We start from the raw sequence: 18,849 nt of genomic DNA, 5'->3' as shown, positions 1-18,849 counted from the left end.
CGCCGATCAGCTTGTCCGGCTACCAAACAGCCGGGCCAGGAAGCCCGATGGGTTCGCCGGCTTGGCAACAGCAGCCGAGGGCGCGAGTTGGGTGAGATGTGCCTGCTGGCTGCTGTACCACTTACCAAACCGCAGATCGTGGGTCATGATGTGGCCGATCAGCCACTTGTTCAGGAAGCGCCGCAGTTCCTGCACACGCTCTTCGTCCCAGGCGGAGCCGCTACCCAAGAAGTCCGCCACTTGCGAGGCAAACTCCTCATGCAACTTGAGGTGCTGCTCAAAGGCCGGGTAGCCGCTGCGCTCCATCATTTCCTGCTCATTGGTGAAGTGCGTTACGACGTACTCGAGCAACTCCTCCACCGTCTGGTCTACCGAATCGAGGTTGAGCGCACGCACCAGACTGAAAAGGTGGCGATGCTCCATGTCGACCTGGGCTAAGCCAATCTTGAAACCATCGCGCCATTCAATGACGAACGGGGATTTTCTTGTTTCCGCTACCACTGCCATGAGACACTCCTATGCATGAGGTTGAACACTACGCTGCGGCGCAGCATAGGGTAAACCCGAGCAAACGACTTTGCGCTAGCGCAAAGTCTGCCCACATCATTGATCCAGATTAAGTGGCAGTCATGCAGCACCGTACCGCCAACAGCCAACCCGAAAAATCCGCGTCTCGCCCCAACTGATCGAAGTCGCCTCGTATGCAATGGGGGCGGAACGGAACGCTATGAATAGCGTAGTGTTTGCACTACACTGGTACGCAGGGGAACGGTAACGTCATCGCACTTTGGGGGTCCCTCGTGTGAAATTGCTCCGACTTCCGCGCTCACAGGTTCGCCTGGGGATGAAACTTCCATGGAACGTGCGCGATGAAAATCGCGTGCTGTTGCTGTCCAAGGGCCACATCATCCTGGAGGAAGCCCAGCTCGACGAGTTGCTGGAACGCGGTGCCTTTGTCGACGAAGAAGAAGTCCGGGCCGCCATTGCAGAAGCCGCCGCCAGCAAGACGCTGATCTCCGGCAGAGATCCGCGCAAGTCCTTGGCTGCCGTGAATAGCGTCTATGAGGTATGGGATCAAACCACCGACGCCCTCAAACGCCTGCTCACCGATGAACTGAAAGAACCGGACTTCCCGACGCGGATGCTGGCCTTTGCACAGCACCTCATTGCCACGTTCGACGTCAATCCCGAATACGGCATTTACCGGATCGTGCGCCAGGATCACGCCCAGAACTTTTTCTATGGCTATACCCACGCGGTGTACACCGCCACTGTTTGCCTACTGATTACCCGCCACCTGCAATGGCCGCCCAGCCGAGTTCTGAGCGTGGTGCAAGCGGCGCTGACGATGAACATGGGCATTCTTGACCTGCAAGGACAAATGGCTGCACAGGACTACCCGGTGCGCGACAGGCAGCGTGCCATGCTCACGGCCCACCCGCAGCAGGCCTTGGAACAGCTGCGTTCCCACGGCATCACGGACCCTGAATGGTTGCAGGCCGTAGAACAGCACCATGAACGCGCCGACGGCAGTGGCTACCCCACCGGTTGCACCGACATATCGGAAATGGCGGCCTTGCTGCGGGTGGCCGACGTGTTCGTGGGACGCATCAGCCCCCGCACGCTGCACCCGGCGATCCCGCCCAAGGAAGCGATTGGCCTGCTCTATCGCGAACAGAATGGCAGCGCGGTGGCCACGGCGTTGATCAAGGAATTTGGCATCTACCCACCCGGCGATTGCGTCAAGCTCGCCTCCGGTGAGGTCGGCGTGGTGGTCCAACGCACAGACAATCCCCGTGCCCCGATCGTGGCGGTACTCACGGACGCCCACGCACGCCCGATGACCAAGACCGTGCGCCGCAATACCGATACGCCAGCGCTCTCCATCGTGGAAAGCGTACACGACAAGAACCTGCTCAAGAACCTGGCTCCGGAGCGCCTGTATGGCTTTGCTGCCATGTCGGCAGCCTGATTGGTCCGCTGACGGACATTGCGCGACCGGCACACCGGGCCGATGACGGCACGACACACCATCACAAAGCGGTGACTGCCGCGTGGGCCATGGTGCTGGGGGGCGTGCTCGCCCCCCCCCTGGTGTGTGTCTTACTTGCGCGCAGGCGGCACGTCCGTACAGCTGCCGTGCGCCACTTCCGCCGCCATGCCGATGCTCTCGCCCAGCGTGGGGTGCGGGTGGATGGTCTTGCCGATGTCCACCGCGTCGGCCCCCATCTCGATGGCCAGCGCAATCTCACCGATCATGTCGCCCGCATGGGTGCCCACCATGCAGCCGCCCAGGATCTTGCCGTGGCCGTGGGCTTCCGGAGAGTCATCAAACAGTAGTTTGGTGACGCCCTCGTCACGGCCGTTGGCAATGGCGCGGCCGGAGGCCGTCCAGGGGAACAGGCCCTTCTTAACCTTGATGCCCTGGGCCTTGGCCTGGTCTTCGGTCAGACCGACCCAAGCCACTTCGGGGTCGGTGTAGGCCACGCTGGGAATCACGCGGGCGTTGAAGGCGGCACTGGCCAGTTCCTTGTCGCCCTTGAGTTCACCGGCAATCACCTCGGCGGCCACATGCGCTTCGTGCACCGCCTTGTGCGCCAGCATGGGCTGGCCCACGATGTCACCGATGGCGAAGATGTGGGGCACGTTGGTGCGCATCTGGATGTCGACGTTGATGAAGCCGCGGTCCGTGACGGCCACACCGGCCTTGTCGGCGGCGATCTTCTTGCCATTGGGCGTGCGGCCCACGGCCTGCAGCACCAGGTCATACACCTGTGGTGCGGGGGCGGTGCCGCCCTCTTCCGCCGGAGCGAACGTGACCTCGATGCCTTCGGGCGTAGCCTTGGCCCCGACCGTCTTGGTCTTGAGCATGATGTTGTCGAAACGGTGGGCGTTCATCTTCTGCCAGATCTTGACCAGATCGCGGTCGGCGCCCTGCATCAGGCCGTCCATCATTTCCACCACGTCCAGGCGTGCGCCCAGCGTGCTGTAGACGGTGCCCATTTCTAGGCCGATGATGCCGCCGCCCAGGATGAGCATGCGCTTGGGAACTTCCTTGAGCGCCAAGGCACCAGTGCTGTCCACCACACGCGGATCGTCGGGCATGAAGGGCAGGCGCACAGCCTGGCTGCCCGCAGCGATGATGGCATTCTTGAACGCCACGACCTTCTTGGTACCGGTCTTGTCCTGCCCGCTGCCGGTGGTTTCTTCCACTTCCAGGTGGTTGGGCCCCACAAAGGCGCCGTAGCCGCGCAGGAAAGTCACCTTGCGCATCTTGGCCATGGCGGCCAGGCCGCCGGTGAGCTTGCCGATGACTTTTTCCTTGTGGCCGCGCAGCTTGTCGATGTTGACAACGGGGGCGCCAAAGTCCACGCCCACGTCGGCCATGTGGCGCACTTCGTCCATGACGGCGGCCACGTGCAGCAGCGCCTTCGACGGGATGCAGCCTACGTTCAGACACACACCACCGAGGGTGCTGTAGCGTTCGACGACAACGACCTTGAGGCCGAGGTCAGCGGCTCGGAAAGCGGCCGAGTAGCCACCGGGGCCGCCGCCCAGCACCAGCACGTCGCACTCCAGGTCGGCAACACCTTTGAAACTTTCGCCAAAGCTGGCCGCCACCGGGGCCGCCGCAGGCGCTACGGAAACAGGAGCTGCCTGCGCAGTTTTTGCGGGGGCTGGAGCCACATTTGGCACAGAATCAGCTGCACCGGCCGCTTCCAGCAGCACCACCACCGAGCCTTCTTTCACCTTGTCGCCAAGCTTGACTTTCAGCTCCTTGACCACCCCGCCCTGGCTGGACGGAATTTCCATGGAAGCCTTGTCGCTCTCCACGGTAATGAGGCTTTGCTCGGCCTTGATGGTGTCACCCACCTTGACCAGCAACTCGATCACGGCCACTTCGTCGAAGTCGCCAATGTCGGGAACCTTGATTTCTACGATCGCCATGTTGGTTCCTTCGGTTTACAGCATCACCCGGCGGAAGTCGCCCAGGATCTGCGCCAGGTAGACGTTGAAGCGTGCGGCAGCGGCGCCGTCGATCACGCGGTGGTCCCAGGTCAGCGACAGCGGGAGCATCAGGCGCGGCTGGAAGGCCTTGCCGTCCCACACCGGCTCCATGGTGCTCTTGCACACCCCGAGGATGGCCACTTCGGGCGCGTTGATGATGGGCGTGAAGTAGCGCCCGCCAATGCCGCCCAGGCTGGAGATGGTGAAGGTGGCACCCGACATTTCGGCGGGGCTGAGCTTGCCTTCACGCGCCTTCTTGGCCAGTTCCGACATTTCCTGGCTGATCTGGAAGATGCCTTTCTTGTCGGCATCCTTGATCACCGGCACCATCAGGCCGTTGGGCGTGTCGGCCGCGAAGCCGATGTGCCAGTAGTTCTTGTAGACCAAGGCGTCGCCGTCGAGGCTGCTGTTGAACTCGGGGTACTTCTTGAGCGCGGCCACGCAGGCCTTGATCAAGAAGGCCAGCATCGTGACCTTGATGCCCGACTTCTCGTTTTCCTTGTTGGTGGCAACGCGGAAGGCTTCCAGGTCGGTGATGTCGGCATCGTCGTGGTTGGTGACGGCCGGAATCATGATGGCGTTGCGCAGCAGGTTGGCACCGCTGATCTTCTTGATGCGGCCCAGTTCCTTTAGCTCGATGGGGCCGAACTTGGCGAAGTCCACCTTGGGCCAGGGAATGAGGCCCAGTGCTGCACCATCGCCAGCCGCCGGTGCGGCCTTGGCGGCCGCGGCAATGGCGGCGGTCTGCACCGCGCCGCCCATCACCGCCTTGGTGAAGGCCTGCACGTCGGCCTGGGTGATGCGGCCTTTGGGGCCGGAGCCCTTCACCTCGGCCAACGGCACGCCGAGCTCGCGGGCGAACTTGCGCACCGAGGGGCTGGCATGGGGCACTTTCACGGCCAGGGCCGTGGGGTTGTGGGCGGGCACAGCGGCAGCGGCTACCGCGGGCGTTGCAGCCGGGGCTGCGACCGCTGGCGCTGCCGCGGCGGCCGCTGCCGGTGCGCTGGCGGCAGGCGCAGCGGCGGCACCACCGGCCGCGCCTTCGAGCACCAGCACCAAGTCGCCCTGGTTCACGGTGTCGCCCACCTTGACCTTGATTTCCTTCACCACGCCAGCATGGCTGGAGGGAATCTCCATGGAGGCCTTGTCGCTTTCCACGGTGATCAGGCTCTGCTCGGCCTTGACGGTGTCGCCCACCTTCACCAGCAGCTCGATGACGGCCACGTCCTTGAAGTCACCAATGTCGGGCACGGTGACATTCACGGGACCGGACGAGGCTGCAGTCGCTACAGAAACAGGAGCTGCTTGCGCACTTTCTACGAGGGCTGGAGCCGGATTCGGCACAGAGGCGGGCGCTGCGGGTGCAGCTGCAGCAGCATCGGCTGAGTCCAGCAGCAGCACCACGGAGCCTTCCTTCACCTTGTCGCCCAGCTTCACCTGCAAGGCCTTGACGACGCCGGCGTGGCTGGAAGGAATTTCCATGGAGGCCTTATCGCTCTCCACGGTGATAAGGCTTTGCTCGGCCTTGACGGTGTCGCCGGGCTTGACCAGCAGCTCAATCACCGCGACCTCGTCGAAGTCGCCAATGTCGGGAACCTTGATTTCAATAGTTGCCATGTTGGGTTACTCCGATCCGTGTCAGGCGTACAGGGGGTTGATGGCTTCGGTCTTGATACCGTACTTGGCAATGGCCTCGCTCACCTTGGCCAGCGGCACGCTGCCTTCTTCGGCCAGGGCCTTGAGCGCGGCCACCACGATGTAGTGGCGGTTGATCTCGAAGTGCTCGCGCAGCTTGGAGCGGAAGTCGCTGCGGCCGAAGCCGTCGGTGCCCAGCACCTTGTAGGTACGGCCCTTGGGAATGAAGGCGCGGATCTGCTCGCCGTAGTTCTTCATGTAGTCGGTGGAGCACACCACGGGGCCGGTGTGCTTGTCGAGCTGCTGCGCCACGAAAGGCACACGCGGCGCGGCCTCGGGGTGCAGCAGGTTCCAGCGTTCGCAGTCCTGGCCGTCGCGGGCCAGTTCATTGAAGCTTGGGCAGCTCCACACATTGGCCGCCACGCCCCAGTCCAGCGCCAGCAGTTCCTGTGCGGCCAGGCTTTCGCGCAGGATCGAGCCCGAGCCCAGCAGCTGCACGCGCGGCGTCATCTTGGGCCCTTCCTTGCACAGGTACATGCCCTTGATGATCTGCTCTTCGGTGCCGGCGGTCAGGCCCGGCATGGCGTAGTTCTCGTTCAGCAGGGTCAGGTAGTAGAAGACGTTTTCCTGGCGCTCCACCATGCGCTTCAAGCCGTGGTGGATGATGACGCCCACTTCGTGCGCGAACGTCGGGTCGTAGCTCACGCAGTTCGGAATGGTGCCGGCCAGGATGTGGCTGTGCCCGTCCTCGTGCTGCAGGCCCTCGCCGTTGAGCGTGGTACGCCCCGAGGTACCGCCCAGCAGGAAGCCGCGGGCCTGCATGTCACCGGCCGCCCAGGCCAGGTCACCGATGCGCTGGAAGCCGAACATCGAGTAGTAGACGAAGAACGGCACCATGATGCGGTTGCTGGTGCTGTAGCTGGTGGCCGCCGCAATCCAGCTGGCCATGCCACCGGCTTCGTTGATGCCTTCCTGCAGGATCTGGCCGGCCTTGTCTTCGCGGTAGTACATCACCTGGTCCTTGTCCACCGGGGTGTACATCTGGCCCTTGGGGTTGTAGATGCCGATCTGGCGGAACAGGCCTTCCATGCCGAAGGTGCGGGCCTCGTCCACCAGGATGGGTACCACGCGCGGGCCCAGGGCTTGGTCGCGCAGCAGCTGCGTCAAAAAGCGCACGTAGGCCTGGGTGGTACTGATCTCGCGGCCTTCCGCCGTGGGCTCCAGCACGGCCTTGAAGGTTTCCAGTGCCGGCACGGTGAAATGCTCGTCGGCCTTGACGCGACGGTGCGGCAAATAGCCGCCCAGCGCCTTGCGGCGCTCGTGCAGGTAGCGCATTTCCGGCGTGTCGTCGGCCGGCTTGTAGTAGGGAATGTCGGCCAGCTGGCTGTCGGGAATGGGGATGCCGAAGCGGTCGCGGATGTACTTGATGTCCTCGTCGCTGAGCTTCTTTGTCTGGTGCACGGTATTCTTGCCTTCACCGGCCTTGCCCATGCCATAGCCCTTGACTGTCTTGACCAGCAGCACGGTGGGCTGACCGGTTTTCGTGTTGTGGGCGGCATGGAAGGCTGCGTACACCTTCTCGGGCTGGTGGCCGCCGCGGCGCAGTTCGAACACCTCTTCGTCAGTCATGTGCTCGACCAGCTTGAGCGTTTCGGGGTACTTGCCAAAGAAGTTCTTGCGCACAAAGGCACCGTCGTTGGCTTTCATGGCCTGGTAGTCGCCATCCAGGGTTTCCATCATGAGCTGCTTCAATTTGCCGCTCTTGTCGCGCGCCAGCAGTTCGTCCCAGCCCTTGCCCCAGATCAGCTTGATGACGTTCCAGCCGGAACCACGGAACTCGCCTTCGAGCTCCTGGATGATCTTGCCGTTGCCGCGCACCGGGCCGTCCAGGCGCTGCAGGTTGCAGTTCACCACAAAGATCAGGTTATCCAGCCCTTCACGGGCGGCCAGGCCGATGGCGCCCAGGGATTCGGGCTCGTCCATCTCGCCATCGCCCATGAAGGCCCAGACCTTGCGGTTCTCGGTATTGGCAATGCCGCGGGCATGCAGGTACTTGAGGAAACGGGCCTGGTAGATGGCCATCAAGGGCCCCAGCCCCATGGACACGGTAGGGAACTGCCAGAACTCGGGCATCAGCTTGGGGTGCGGGTAGCTCGGCAGGCCCTTGCCGTCCACTTCCTGGCGGAAGCTGTCGAGTTGCGCTTCAGTCAGACGTCCTTCCAAGTAAGCGCGGGCGTAGATGCCGGGGGCGCTGTGGCCCTGGATGTAGAGGCAGTCACCGCCGTGGTTTTCGCTTTCAGCGTGCCAGAAGTGGTTGAAGCCGGCACCGAACATGCTGGCCACCGAGGCGAAGGAGCCGATGTGGCCACCCAAGTCACCACCGTCGGCGGGGTTGAGGCGGTTGGCGCGCACCACCATGGCCATGGCGTTCCAGCGCATGTAGGCGCGCAGGCGCTTCTCGATTTGGATGTTGCCCGGGCAGTGGGCTTCCTGGTCCGGCTCAATGGTATTCACATAGCCGGTGTTGGCCGAGAACGGCATGTCGATGCTGTTCTGGCGCGCATGTTCGAGCAATTCCTCCAACAGGGCGTGGGCGCGGTCAGGCCCTTCTGCCTCGATGACGGCGCTCAAGGCGTCCAGCCATTCCTGGGTTTCCTGGGAATCGTAGAGGGCGTTCACACCTTGCGGTGCAGCTTGAGCGGACATGCGTATCTCCTTTTGGGTATTGCGCGAATTTAGTACGACAGCTCTAGTTTCTCATAACTTTCTCATTTTTTCAACATGCGCTATATGATTTCGTATTGTGATATTTGAGACGGTTTTGTCGGGAACGCCTCTCCTACACTCAGCGCCATGCCTTTGCCCCCCTTGAAAGAATTGCCCGACCAACTGGGCATCCCTACCGTCAGCAAGGCGAGGCGCTGGTGGAAGCGCCTCACGCCCTACCGTCAGGATCGCTTCGCCATGCTGGCCCCATTGGCCGCGGTATTGCTGTTCTTCAGCGCCATCGTGGCGGCCCTGGGGTACCTGCGCATCGAAGAGATCGAGCGCGAGCACGAGGCCGTGCAGCGGGATGTGGAATACACCCAGCAGCGGCTTCGACTGCGTCTACTGGAGCGCCAGGAGCAATTCATGCGCGTGGCCCGCGAAATCGCCAACCGTGAACTCGACCCCACAGAATTCAAGGTGCGCGCAGAAGCCATGATCAACCAGTACCCCGAACTGCAGGGCGTGGCTTGGGTGGACGAACGGCGCCGGGTCCGTGCCAGTCTCGGAACGGCGAGTCTGGCGGCGTTCCAACTCACGGCCAGCACACCGCTGTCGCAGCGCGGCGACACCGAAGCGGGCTTCCTGCAGGCACGCGAAAGCAACCAGGTCACCTACCTGCAGCGCATCTGGACCACCAACGATCCGCCATTGCTGCAGATGCACGTCCCCCTGAGCGACCGGGCGCGCTTTGCAGGCGTGCTGCTGGCCGAGTATTCGGTCGATGCGCTCTATCGCTATGGCGTGCCCTCCGAGGTCACCGCGCGCTATGCGGTTTCGCTGCTGGACAGCAACGGCGCCCTGCTGGCCGGTAGCGTGGTCCCGAACAAGAAGCTGATCAGCCCCTGGCTGCCGTGGGCCACCCCGCCCAACGAGCACACCATGGATGTCTCGCCCGTCGGGCCGGGCCTGAAGATCCGCGCCCAGGCCTACCGGGCATCGCTCGGCGTCATCGGCAGCGGCTTGTTCTGGCTCGTCACCGCATTGAGCATCATGACCGCCTGGATGCTGATCGCCAACTGGCGCCACACGCGTCGCCGTCTCCAGGCACAACAGGCCCTGATGTCGGAAACCAACTTCCGTCGCGCCATGGAAAACTCCATACTCACCGGCATGCGCGCGATGGACCTGCAGGGCCGCATCACCTACGTGAATGCGGCGTTCTGCCAGATGACCGGTTGGTCCGAAGCGGACCTGGTGGGACGTACGGCCCCGTTCCCCTACTGGCCCGAAAGCGACCGGGAAATGTTGCAGCAGCGGATGGCGGAAGAGCTCAGCGGCATCACCGCGCTGGGCGGCTTCCAGATGCGTGTGAAGCGCCGCGACGGCACTGTGTTTGAGGCACGCCTGTACACCAGCCCGCTGATCGACTCCATGGGCACCCAGACCGGCTGGATGACCTCCATGACCGACATCACCGAGCCTAACCGGGTGCGGGAACAGCTCAGTGAATCGCACCAGCGCTTCACCACGGTGCTCGAAGCCCTGGATGCATCCATTTCCGTGGCGCCGCTGGGCAGCGAGGAAGTCCTGTTCGCGAACAAGCTCTACCGCCAGTGGTTCGGCACCAGCGCCAACGGGCACCTGCAGCTCATCGCCCAGGCCGGCATGCCGCAAAGCAGCCCCAACGACGACGCCGATGACGACGTGGACGCCTTTGCGGGCTTGCCCATCTCCGCCCTGCCCGATACCGAAACCGAACGCTCGGAGCTGTACATCCCGGCACTCGACAAGTGGCTCGAAGTGCGTACACGGTACCTGAGCTGGGTTGACGGGCGCCTGGCCCAGATGGTGATCGCAAGCGACATCACCAGCCAGCGCCTGGCCGAGGAGCAGGCTGCAACCCAGGCCGAGCGGGCCCAGACGGCCAGCCGCCTCATCACCATGGGTGAAATGGCGTCCAGCGTGGCCCACGAGCTGAACCAGCCACTGACCGCCATCAACAACTACTGCAACGGCATGCTGTCCCGCATCAAGGCAGGAAACATCACCGAACCCGACCTGCTCAGTGCCCTGGAGAAGACCGCCAAGCAGGCCCATCGGGCCGGACAGATCATCCAGCGCATCCGCGCCTTCGTGAAGCGCAGCGAGCCCAACCGCACGCTGTCCGACGTCAACACCATGGTGGCCGAGGCTGTGGAACTGGCCGAAATCGAGCTGCGCAAATTCAACGTGCGCCTCAACCACTACGTGGCCTCGCGCATTCCTCCGCTGATGGTCGACCCGATCCTGATCGAGCAGGTACTGGTGAACCTGCTGCGCAATGCCGCCCAGGCCATCGATGAAGCGCTGCGACAGACACCGCAGCGCATCGTAGAACTGCGGGTGGTACCGCGTCGCCTGGACGACCAGCCCGTGGTCGAGTTTTCAGTGCAGGACACCGGCAAGGGGCTGTCGCCGGAAGTTGAGGCGCGCCTGTATGAAGCCTTCTATTCCACGAAGCCCGAAGGCATGGGCATTGGCCTGTCCTTGTGCCGCTCCATTGTCGAATCGCACATGGGTCGGATGAGTGCGCAGAACCTCTACAATGGCGACGAAGTCGTGGGCTGCCGCTTCTCGTTCTGGATTCCCATGTCCGAGCAGGCCGCACCTGCCGCCGTCGACACCACAACCAACCGCTAGCTTTCAACCCCATGAGCCTGATCCCCAAAAAAGGAACCGTTTACGTAGTGGATGACGACGAAGCCGTGCGCGATTCGCTGCAGTGGCTGCTGGAGGGCCGCGACTACCGGGTGCGCTGCTTCGACTCTGCCGAATCCTTCCTGAGCCGCTATGACGCGCGCGAAGTGGCCTGCCTGATCGTCGACATCCGCATGGCGGGCATGACCGGTCTGGAGCTCCAGACCCGACTCATCGACATGCGCTCGCCACTGCCCATCACCTTCATCACCGGTCACGGCGATGTTCCGATGGCCGTTTCCACCATGAAGAAAGGCGCGGTCGATTTCATCCAGAAGCCCTTCAATGAAGACCAGATCGCTGCCCTGGTGGAGCGCATGCTGGAACTGGCACGCGAATCCTTCGCCGAAACCCAGGAAGCGGCCAGCCGCGACGCCCTGCTGTCCAAACTCACCATGCGCGAATCGCAGGTGCTGGAACGCATCGTGGCCGGTCGCCTGAACAAGCAGATTGCCGACGACCTGGCCATCAGCATCAAGACGGTGGAGGCGCACCGCGCCAACATCATGGAAAAGCTCGGCGCCAATACCGTGGCCGACCTGCTCAAGATTGCGCTGGGCCAAGTGCCACAAAAGGCCACCAGCTAAGACGCTTCCGTTTTCATAGCTACCCACGCCCGCTGCCATTGACCTGCGGGCGTTTTTCATTGGAGAACCCCCATGACCACCGCCCAAATCATCGACGGCAATGCCCTGTCCAAGCAACTGCGTGGCGAAGTAGCCACCCGTGCCGCGGCCCTGAAGGCCCGCGGCCTCACCCCCGGACTCGCCGTGGTCCTGGTGGGCGACAACCAGGCCAGCCAGGTGTATGTGCGCAACAAGGTCAAGGCATGTGAAGAGGCCGGCCTTCACTCGGTGCTGGAAAAGTACGATGCATCCATGACGGAAGCCGAACTGCTGGCCCGTGTCGAAGCCCTGAACAACGACCCCAGCATCCACGGCATCCTGGTGCAGCTGCCCTTGCCAAAGCACATCGACGACCACAAGGTCATTGAAGCCATTTCCCCGGCCAAGGACGTGGACGGCTTCCACGTGGCCAGCGCCGGGGCCCTGATGGTGGGCGAGACCGGCTTCAAGGCCTGCACCCCGTATGGTTGCATGAAGATGCTGGAAAGCATTGGCATGAAGGACCTGCGCGGCAAGCACGCCGTGGTCATCGGCCGCTCCAACATCGTGGGCAAGCCCATGGCCATGATGCTGCTGCAGGCCAATGCCACGGTCACCATCACCCACAGTGGCACCGCCGACCTGGGTGCCATGACGCGCCAGGCCGACGTGGTGGTGGCAGCCGTGGGCAAGCGCAATGTGTTGACCAAAGACATGGTCAAGCCCGGTGCCGTGGTCATTGACGTGGGCATGAACCGCAATGACGAGGGCAAGCTCTGCGGCGACGTGGACTACGCCGGGGTCAGCGAAGTCGCTGGCTTCATCACCCCCGTGCCTGGCGGCGTGGGCCCCATGACCATCACCATGCTGCTGGTCAACACCATGGAATCGGCCGAACGCGAAGCAGCGGCCCGCGGCTTGTAATCCCTCCCTTTGCCCATAGCTCCTGCTGATGAATCCCCTGCTCAGTACCTCCGCCCTGCCCCTGTTTGACCAGATCCGCCCGGAGCATGTTGCCCCGGCTGTGGACGCGCTGCTGGCCGACTGCGAAGCAGCCCTGGCCAAAGTCACGGCCGACGACTTCCCCGCCGACTGGGCTGCCATGTCGACGGCGCTGGATGTGACTACCGAGCGCCTGGGCGTGGCCTGGGGGGCCGTGGGCCACCTCAACAGCGTGGCCGACACGCCCGAGCTGCGCGCCGCCTACAACGAAGCGCTGCCCAAGGTCACCGACTTCTACACCCGCCTCGGTGCCGACGAGCGCCTGTACGCCAAGTACAAGGCCATGAACCCGGAGGCGCTGACTCCCGCCCAACGCCAGGCCCGCTCCAACGCGCTGCGCGGCTTTCGCTTAGGCGGAGCCGAACTGCAGGGAGCTGCGCGCGAGCGTTTTGCCCAGATCCAGGAGCGCCAGGCCGAGCTGGGGCAGAAGTTCAGCGAGAACACGCTCGACGCCACCGACGCCTTTGCCTACTACGCCACGCTCGCCGAGCTCGACGGCGTGCCGACCGATGTGGTGCAGGCCGCCCGCGCAGGCGCCGAGAAGGATGGCAAAGAAGGCTACAAGCTCACCCTGAAGATGCCCTGCTACCTGCCGGTGATGCAATTTGCCACCAGCAGCGCGTTGCGCGAAAAACTCTACCGTGCCTACGTGACCCGCGCCTCTGACCAGGCCGAGCCCGCCGTGCCGGAACGCGACAATTCCCCCATCATCAGCGAGCTGCTGGCCCTGCGACAGGAGGAAGCCAAACTGCTCGGTTACCCCGACTTTGGCACCGTTTCCCTGGTGCCCAAGATGGCCGACTCCACTGCCACGGTGGTGAGCTTCCTGCGTGACCTGGCCCGCAAGGCCCGCCCCTATGCCGAAAAAGACGTGGCCGACCTGCGCACGTTTGCCAAGGAGCAGTTGGACTTGGCCGACCCGCAGGCCTGGGACTGGCCGTACGTGTCCGAAAAGCTCAAGGAAGCGCGCTACGCCTTCAGCGAGCAGGAACTCAAGGAATACTTCACCGCCCCGCGCGTACTCGACGGCCTGTTTGCGCTGGCGCAAAACCTGTTTGGCATTGCCATCGTGCCCGACACGGCGCCGGTGTGGCATCAAGGCGTGCGTTTCTTCCGCATCGAACGCGTGCTGGACGACGGTGCCCGCCGCCTGGTCGGGCACTTCTACCTCGACCCCGCAGCCCGCAACGGCAAACGCGGTGGCGCCTGGATGGACGGCGTGCGCTCACGCTGGCTGCGCCCCGACACCCGTAGCCTGCAAACCCCGGTGGCGCACCTGGTGTGCAACTTTGCCGAAGGGCAGGACGGAAAACCTGCCTTGCTGACGCACGACGACGTCATCACCCTGTTCCACGAGTTCGGGCACGGTGTGCACCACCTGCTCACGCAAGTGGACGAGCAGGACGTGGCCGGCATCAACGGCGTGGAGTGGGACGCGGTGGAACTGCCCAGCCAGTTCATGGAGAACTTCTGCTGGGAATGGAGCGTGCTGCAAACGTTGACATCCCACGTGAACACGGGTGCCCCGCTGCCGCGTGCGCTGTTCGACAAGATGATCGCCGCAAAGAACTTCCAGAGCGGCATGCAGACCCTGCGCCAGGTGGAGTTCGCGCTGTTCGACATGCTGCTGCACACCGAGCACCAGCCCAGCGCGGACTTCATGGCGCTGCTGCAGTCGGTGCGGTCTGAAGTGGCCGTACTTCCTACACCCGCATTCAGCCGCACACCGCACACCTTCAGTCACATTTTTGCCGGGGGCTACGCGGCGGGCTACTACAGCTACAAGTGGGCCGAGGTGCTTTCGGCCGATGCCTACGCCGCCTTTGAGGAAAGTGTGCTGCCCGACGGTTCCCCGAATCCGCAGACTGGTAGAAAATACTGCCAGGAAATCCTGGAAGCGGGCGGCAGCCGCCCGGCGATGGAGTCGTTCAAGGCCTTCCGGGGCCGTGAACCCAGCATCGATGCGCTGCTGCGCCACCAGGGCATGGCCCCGTAAACCACACCGAACCGCAGCATATGAAACCAGCTTCGCACTTGTTGAGCGCCTTGGCCCTAACCGCCCTGGCCAGCCTGGGCACGCAGGCCCAAACGGTGTACCGCATCGTTGGTCCGGACGGCAAGGTCACCTTCTCGGACAAGCCCCCCGTGGCGGACCAGGGCAAAGTCACATCCACCGGCACCGGTGCCCGCGCCAGCGCAGCCAACGCAAACCTGCCCTTCGAGCTCAAGCAAGCGGTCAGCAAGTACCCAGTTAGTTTGTACACCTCGGCCAAGTGTGCCCCGTGCGATGCCGGACGCAACTTGCTCAATGGACGAGGCATCCCGTTCACCGAGCGAACCATCAGCACCGCCGAGGACACCGAATACCTGCAACGTCTGGCGGGTGAGGCCAACCTGCCGCTGCTCACCGTGGGCGGCCAGAAGGTCAAGGGCTTCAGCGACGCCGAATGGAACCGCTACCTGGACGCCGCCGGCTACCCCGCCACGTCGCTGTTGCCCAGTGGCTACAAGAATCCAGCCCCCGCGCCCGCGGTTGCGGTGAAGCCCAAGGAAGATCCCAAACCGGTCGAAAAGGCTCCGGTGGAACCGCCTCCGCCCCCTCTGGCACCCACAGGGCCTACGCCCACCAATCCCGCAGGCATCACGTTCTGAACCAGCCGTTGGGCTGCAGCCTGATCAGGCGGTGAACAGGTAGCCGCCCAGACCCAGTGCGCCCAACAAGCCCGCCAGCACCACCGCCCCCCACTGGTGCTGACGATGGTCTACGGCGGCAAAGCCGTCCCAATCGCCGGCCTCCGCCAACGCCAAGCGCGCCCAGACCAGGCGCACGCAGTACAGGTTCGCGCCAATGGCGATCAGTCCGAACACGATCTTCCACTGCAACACCGCAGTCATGGGGACTTGCGCAGCCATCAGGGCGCCCGTAAGCAAGACACCCAAGAAGGCCGGAATCTCCACCACCACGTCCACCTTCTTGTGCAGCCGCGCCAGCAGCAGCTCCTGCGCCCGACCCTGCCCCAGCAAGGCGCGCTCGAACAGCGCCTCGGTCAGCACACAGCCCAGCCAGACGCCCACCAGGCAAAGGTGAATGAAAAGTACAACGGATTTCACAAAAACACTCCTGAATTTCACTGAGCGCAACTGCGGCTCGGACACATTGTGCGTCGCGTGGATTCGCATCGATAGAACGATAGCGACACCCAACTGCGCGAGCACAAGCGTTGCACTTCCGAGAAGCACCATTTCGCTGTTCTCCGTAGCCTCAAGGCCAGGCATCGGAAGTAGGCCCGATGCAAAGGAATGGGTGCTTCAATGCACCGTGGCGGTGCCGTCAGTGCGTCGGCTGAAGCGATAACTGTGCGACTGGTAGCGCCTGCCTTTTACCTCGTACATCATGCGATCGGCAGCCGCCAGAACCGCATCCGGGCTGGAGTGGCCGGAAGCGATCGCCCAGCCGACGCTCGCACCCACCACCCCGGTTCCGACCGGAATTCCAGCCATCACCTCGCACACATGGCTCGCGCCGGCCTGCATCTGCTGGATATCCATTCCTGGACAGATGATTGCAAACTCGTCCCCACCCAGCCTCCCGCACGTCCAGCCCTTGGCGGCCAGTCCCTGCAATCGGCGCGCAGCTTCCCGCAACGCGTCGTCCCCCGCGGCATGGCCATAGGTATCGTTGATCCCCTTGAATCCATCGATATCCAGAAGCATCACACCCAGATTGGTGGAATCATCGCGCTGATCGAAGGCTTGCCGGAGGGCGGCATAGAAACCACCCCGGTTCAATAGCCCCGTTAATGAATCCGTGACGGCCTCGCGCTCGGCCCGCACGCGCCCCTGGTGCATTCCCCACAGGATGAACAGGAAATTCAGCAGGGACAAGGAAAAAACAACGGTCTGGGCAATCCGCAGGGATGACACCGCAGCGACGGACTGGCTTTCCAGAGACGTGGTCAATTGGTTCATGGCCTCCAGAATGGCGCCGTTGCGCTCCACCATGAACTGACTGAACTGCGCCATCTGCGGGGCAGTGCTGGGAACTTCTGACCAGGGCTCCAGCAAACCCCGCACCTCGCCCACCAACAAGGCTGCCGATCCCCTCACCGCCTGCAACTGCACCGTACGTCCGTCTCCACCAACGGTCTCGCCACCCTGAGCGAATGCCAACAGCGTTCGGCGAAACACCTTGTAGGCGGCATCGGCTTCCTTCGCCGACGCTTGGCGCAATGCGGCATCCTGGGTTGGCGAAATGGCGAGAAGGCTGGCCTTGGTGATTCGTTGGGACAGCATGCGCTGACGCCCCGCCAAATTGATCGCAACGGCATCCAGCTCCACCTGCCGAGCGATGCTGTAACTGAAAGCCAGTGCACCAAGGTCAAGTACAACGAAGGTGGCGATAGCCAAAGCCAGACGGAACTTCATGGTCGGGTGAGGAATACCGGTCAAGTGGACACCCTGGACATGGCGGTGTCAATCGTCCGTGTGATTTACTCGGAATAGTACGCCGAATGCGTGCCCTACCCTAAGGCTTGGGGTGCCACCCCAGCAATCCGAATTTTTTCGACAGCACCCGGTCCAGCATCCGCGTGGGCAGCGTGCGCACCAGCAGCGGCAGGGCAAAGCTGCCCTTTCCACCACGCACCCGCAGCGGTGGGATTTCCTGTAGCAGGGCATCCACCACGGGTCTGACAAATGCCTCTGCCGGTGTGGCTTTCACCTGCCCCGCCTGGGCACGGGCGCGGATGCCGGCCGCCACGCCTTGGAACGGTGAATCGTCCGGCAGGCGGATGGCCGCTTCGGCGTGGTTGCCGAAGGAGGACTGCACGCCGCCGGGCTGGATGGTGACCACGGCAATGCCGAAAGGCGCAATTTCCATGCGCATGGCGTCGGTCAGGGCATGGATGGCGGACTTGCTGGAGCAATAGGCCCCGGCAAACGGTGTGGTGAACAGGCCCACGATGCTGCCCACGTTGGCAATGGTGGCTGCCTGCCCCCGGGCCTTGGCGGCCCGCAGCAACGGCAAGGCTGCGCGCGCCACGGCAAAGGGCGAGATGACGTTGGTCTCGTACTGGCGGCGCAGGTCTTCGCGGGTTAGGTCCAGCACCGCGCCCACCTGGGAAAAGCCAGCGTTGTTCACCAACAGGTTCAGCTGCCCCTGCTCGGCCTGCACCGTGGCAAAGGCCTGGGCGATGCTGGCGTCGTCGTTCACGTCCAGCACCAGGGTCTTGAGGCCCTTGGCAGCCAGCGGCTGCAGCGCCTCCGCCTTGCGGGCCGTGGCGTAGACCACATGGCCCCGGGCATGCAGCTCCAGGGCCAGGGCCTGGCCGATGCCGCTGGAGCAGCCGGTAATGAGTACGGTCCACGCCATCACAACTCCTTCATGCAAGCAACTGGCCGGATGGCGGTGGAAAGCCGCCCCTGGGCGCTATCAGAATTCGAGCGTCTTCACGCCCTGCGCCGTGCCCAGCAGGCACACCTGGGCCTTCTGGTAGGCAAACACGCCCACGGTGACCACGCCCGGCCACTGGCTCACTTCGGCCTCAAAAGCGCGGGGGTCGGTGATCTGTAGACCCGTGACGTCCACGATGTGCTGGCCGTTGTCGGTGACCAGCGGGGCACCGTCCTTCATGCGTACCTTGCCGCTGCCACCCATGGCTGCGAACTGGGCGATGACACGGTTGGCCGCCATGGGGATCACCTCCACCGGCAAGGGGAACTTGCCCAGCACCTGTACCAGCTTGGACTCGTCGGCGATGCAGACGAACTTGTCGCTCTGGGCGGCAACGATCTTCTCGCGCGTCAGCGCGGCGCCACCACCCTTGACCATGTTGCCCGCGCCGTCGATCTCGTCGGCACCGTCGATATAGACCGACAGACGCGGCACGTCATTGGAGTCGAACACGGGAATGCCCAGGGCCTTCAGGCGGGCAGTGCTGGCTTCGGAGCTGGAGACCGCGCCCTTGATCTGGTCCTTCATGGAAGCCAGCGCGTCGATGAACTTGTTGACGGTGGAACCGGTACCCACGCCAACGATGTCGCCCGGCACCACGTAGCGCAGCGCAGCTTCGCCGACGAGGGTTTTGAGTTGGTCTTGGGTCAGTGCGGTAGCGGGGGCGGAAGCGGAGGTGTTCATCGGGGAAAATAGCGGGTT

General features: G+C 63.5%; 14 protein-coding genes. 6 read left to right on the top strand and 8 right to left on the bottom strand.

The window, feature by feature from the left end; genetic code table 11:
- Positions 1–6: 6 nt before the first annotated feature.
- Positions 7–507 (bottom strand): bacteriohemerythrin, encoded by a 501-nt coding sequence (locus RQP54_RS11530; RefSeq protein ID WP_315678443.1) that lies wholly within the window; start codon positions 505–507, stop codon positions 7–9.
- A gap of 337 nt (positions 508–844) precedes the next feature.
- Between RQP54_RS11530 and RQP54_RS11525 the strand changes: the two genes are divergently transcribed.
- Positions 845–1,972, top strand: a complete 1,128-nt coding sequence (locus RQP54_RS11525; protein WP_315678442.1) for an HD-GYP domain-containing protein — start codon at positions 845–847, stop codon at positions 1,970–1,972.
- 131 nt (positions 1,973–2,103) lie between these two features.
- Here RQP54_RS11525 and lpdA read toward each other — a convergent pair whose 3' ends face one another.
- The 3 genes from lpdA to aceE are packed head-to-tail and all read right to left on the bottom strand — an operon-like array spanning position 2,104 to position 8,349.
- Positions 2,104–3,948, bottom strand: coding sequence for a dihydrolipoyl dehydrogenase (lpdA, locus tag RQP54_RS11520; protein WP_315678441.1), 1,845 nt, complete (start codon positions 3,946–3,948; stop codon positions 2,104–2,106).
- Between the two features lie 15 nt (positions 3,949–3,963).
- Positions 3,964–5,625 carry a dihydrolipoyllysine-residue acetyltransferase gene (gene aceF / locus RQP54_RS11515; RefSeq protein WP_315678440.1) on the bottom strand — a complete coding sequence of 554 codons (1,662 nt, stop codon included), beginning with the start codon at positions 5,623–5,625 and terminating at the stop codon, positions 3,964–3,966.
- Positions 5,626–5,646: 21 nt separating this feature from the next.
- The gene (aceE, locus tag RQP54_RS11510) at positions 5,647–8,349 is read right to left on the bottom strand and encodes a pyruvate dehydrogenase (acetyl-transferring), homodimeric type (RefSeq protein WP_315678439.1); all 2,703 of its coding nucleotides are present in this window, start codon (positions 8,347–8,349) and stop codon (positions 5,647–5,649) included.
- Between the two features lie 147 nt (positions 8,350–8,496).
- Here aceE and RQP54_RS11505 point away from each other — a divergent pair, with 147 nt between their 5' ends.
- From RQP54_RS11505 to RQP54_RS11485, 5 genes are all read left to right on the top strand, one after another.
- Positions 8,497–11,031: a PAS domain S-box protein gene (locus RQP54_RS11505; RefSeq protein ID WP_315678438.1), complete on the top strand. Its 2,535-nt coding sequence runs from the start codon at positions 8,497–8,499 to the stop codon at positions 11,029–11,031.
- A gap of 11 nt (positions 11,032–11,042) precedes the next feature.
- Positions 11,043–11,675 (top strand): response regulator transcription factor, encoded by a 633-nt coding sequence (locus tag RQP54_RS11500; RefSeq protein ID WP_315678437.1) that lies wholly within the window; start codon positions 11,043–11,045, stop codon positions 11,673–11,675.
- A 72-nt stretch (positions 11,676–11,747) separates the two neighbouring features.
- Positions 11,748–12,617, top strand: coding sequence for a bifunctional methylenetetrahydrofolate dehydrogenase/methenyltetrahydrofolate cyclohydrolase FolD (folD, locus tag RQP54_RS11495; RefSeq protein ID WP_315678436.1), 870 nt, complete (start codon positions 11,748–11,750; stop codon positions 12,615–12,617).
- A 25-nt stretch (positions 12,618–12,642) separates the two neighbouring features.
- Positions 12,643–14,691: a M3 family metallopeptidase gene (locus RQP54_RS11490; protein ID WP_315678825.1), complete on the top strand. Its 2,049-nt coding sequence runs from the start codon at positions 12,643–12,645 to the stop codon at positions 14,689–14,691.
- Positions 14,692–14,711: 20 nt separating this feature from the next.
- On the top strand, positions 14,712–15,347 hold the full coding sequence (locus RQP54_RS11485; RefSeq protein ID WP_315678435.1) for a glutaredoxin family protein: 636 nt from the start codon (positions 14,712–14,714) through the stop codon (positions 15,345–15,347).
- A gap of 24 nt (positions 15,348–15,371) precedes the next feature.
- On the opposite strand, the gene RQP54_RS11480 is transcribed toward RQP54_RS11485, so the two are convergent.
- The 4 genes from RQP54_RS11480 to rpiA all read right to left on the bottom strand — a co-directional run bounded on the left by RQP54_RS11480 (position 15,372) and on the right by rpiA (position 18,831).
- Entirely contained in the window at positions 15,372–15,806 is a 435-nt protein-coding gene (locus tag RQP54_RS11480) for a hypothetical protein (RefSeq protein WP_315678433.1), read from the bottom strand.
- 198 nt (positions 15,807–16,004) lie between these two features.
- Positions 16,005–17,120, bottom strand: coding sequence for a sensor domain-containing diguanylate cyclase (locus RQP54_RS11475; protein WP_315678432.1), 1,116 nt, complete (start codon positions 17,118–17,120; stop codon positions 16,005–16,007).
- 100 nt (positions 17,121–17,220) lie between these two features.
- Entirely contained in the window at positions 17,221–18,066 is an 846-nt protein-coding gene (locus RQP54_RS11470; RefSeq protein WP_315678431.1) for an SDR family NAD(P)-dependent oxidoreductase, read from the bottom strand.
- Between the two features lie 60 nt (positions 18,067–18,126).
- Positions 18,127–18,831 carry a ribose-5-phosphate isomerase RpiA gene (gene rpiA / locus RQP54_RS11465; protein ID WP_315678430.1) on the bottom strand — a complete coding sequence of 235 codons (705 nt, stop codon included), beginning with the start codon at positions 18,829–18,831 and terminating at the stop codon, positions 18,127–18,129.
- Positions 18,832–18,849 lie beyond the last annotated feature (18 nt).

Source organism: Curvibacter sp. APW13 (assembly GCF_032337135.1).
GTDB lineage: Bacteria > Pseudomonadota > Gammaproteobacteria > Burkholderiales > Burkholderiaceae_C > Allorhodoferax.
This window is presented reverse-complemented; position numbering and strand designations above follow the sequence as displayed.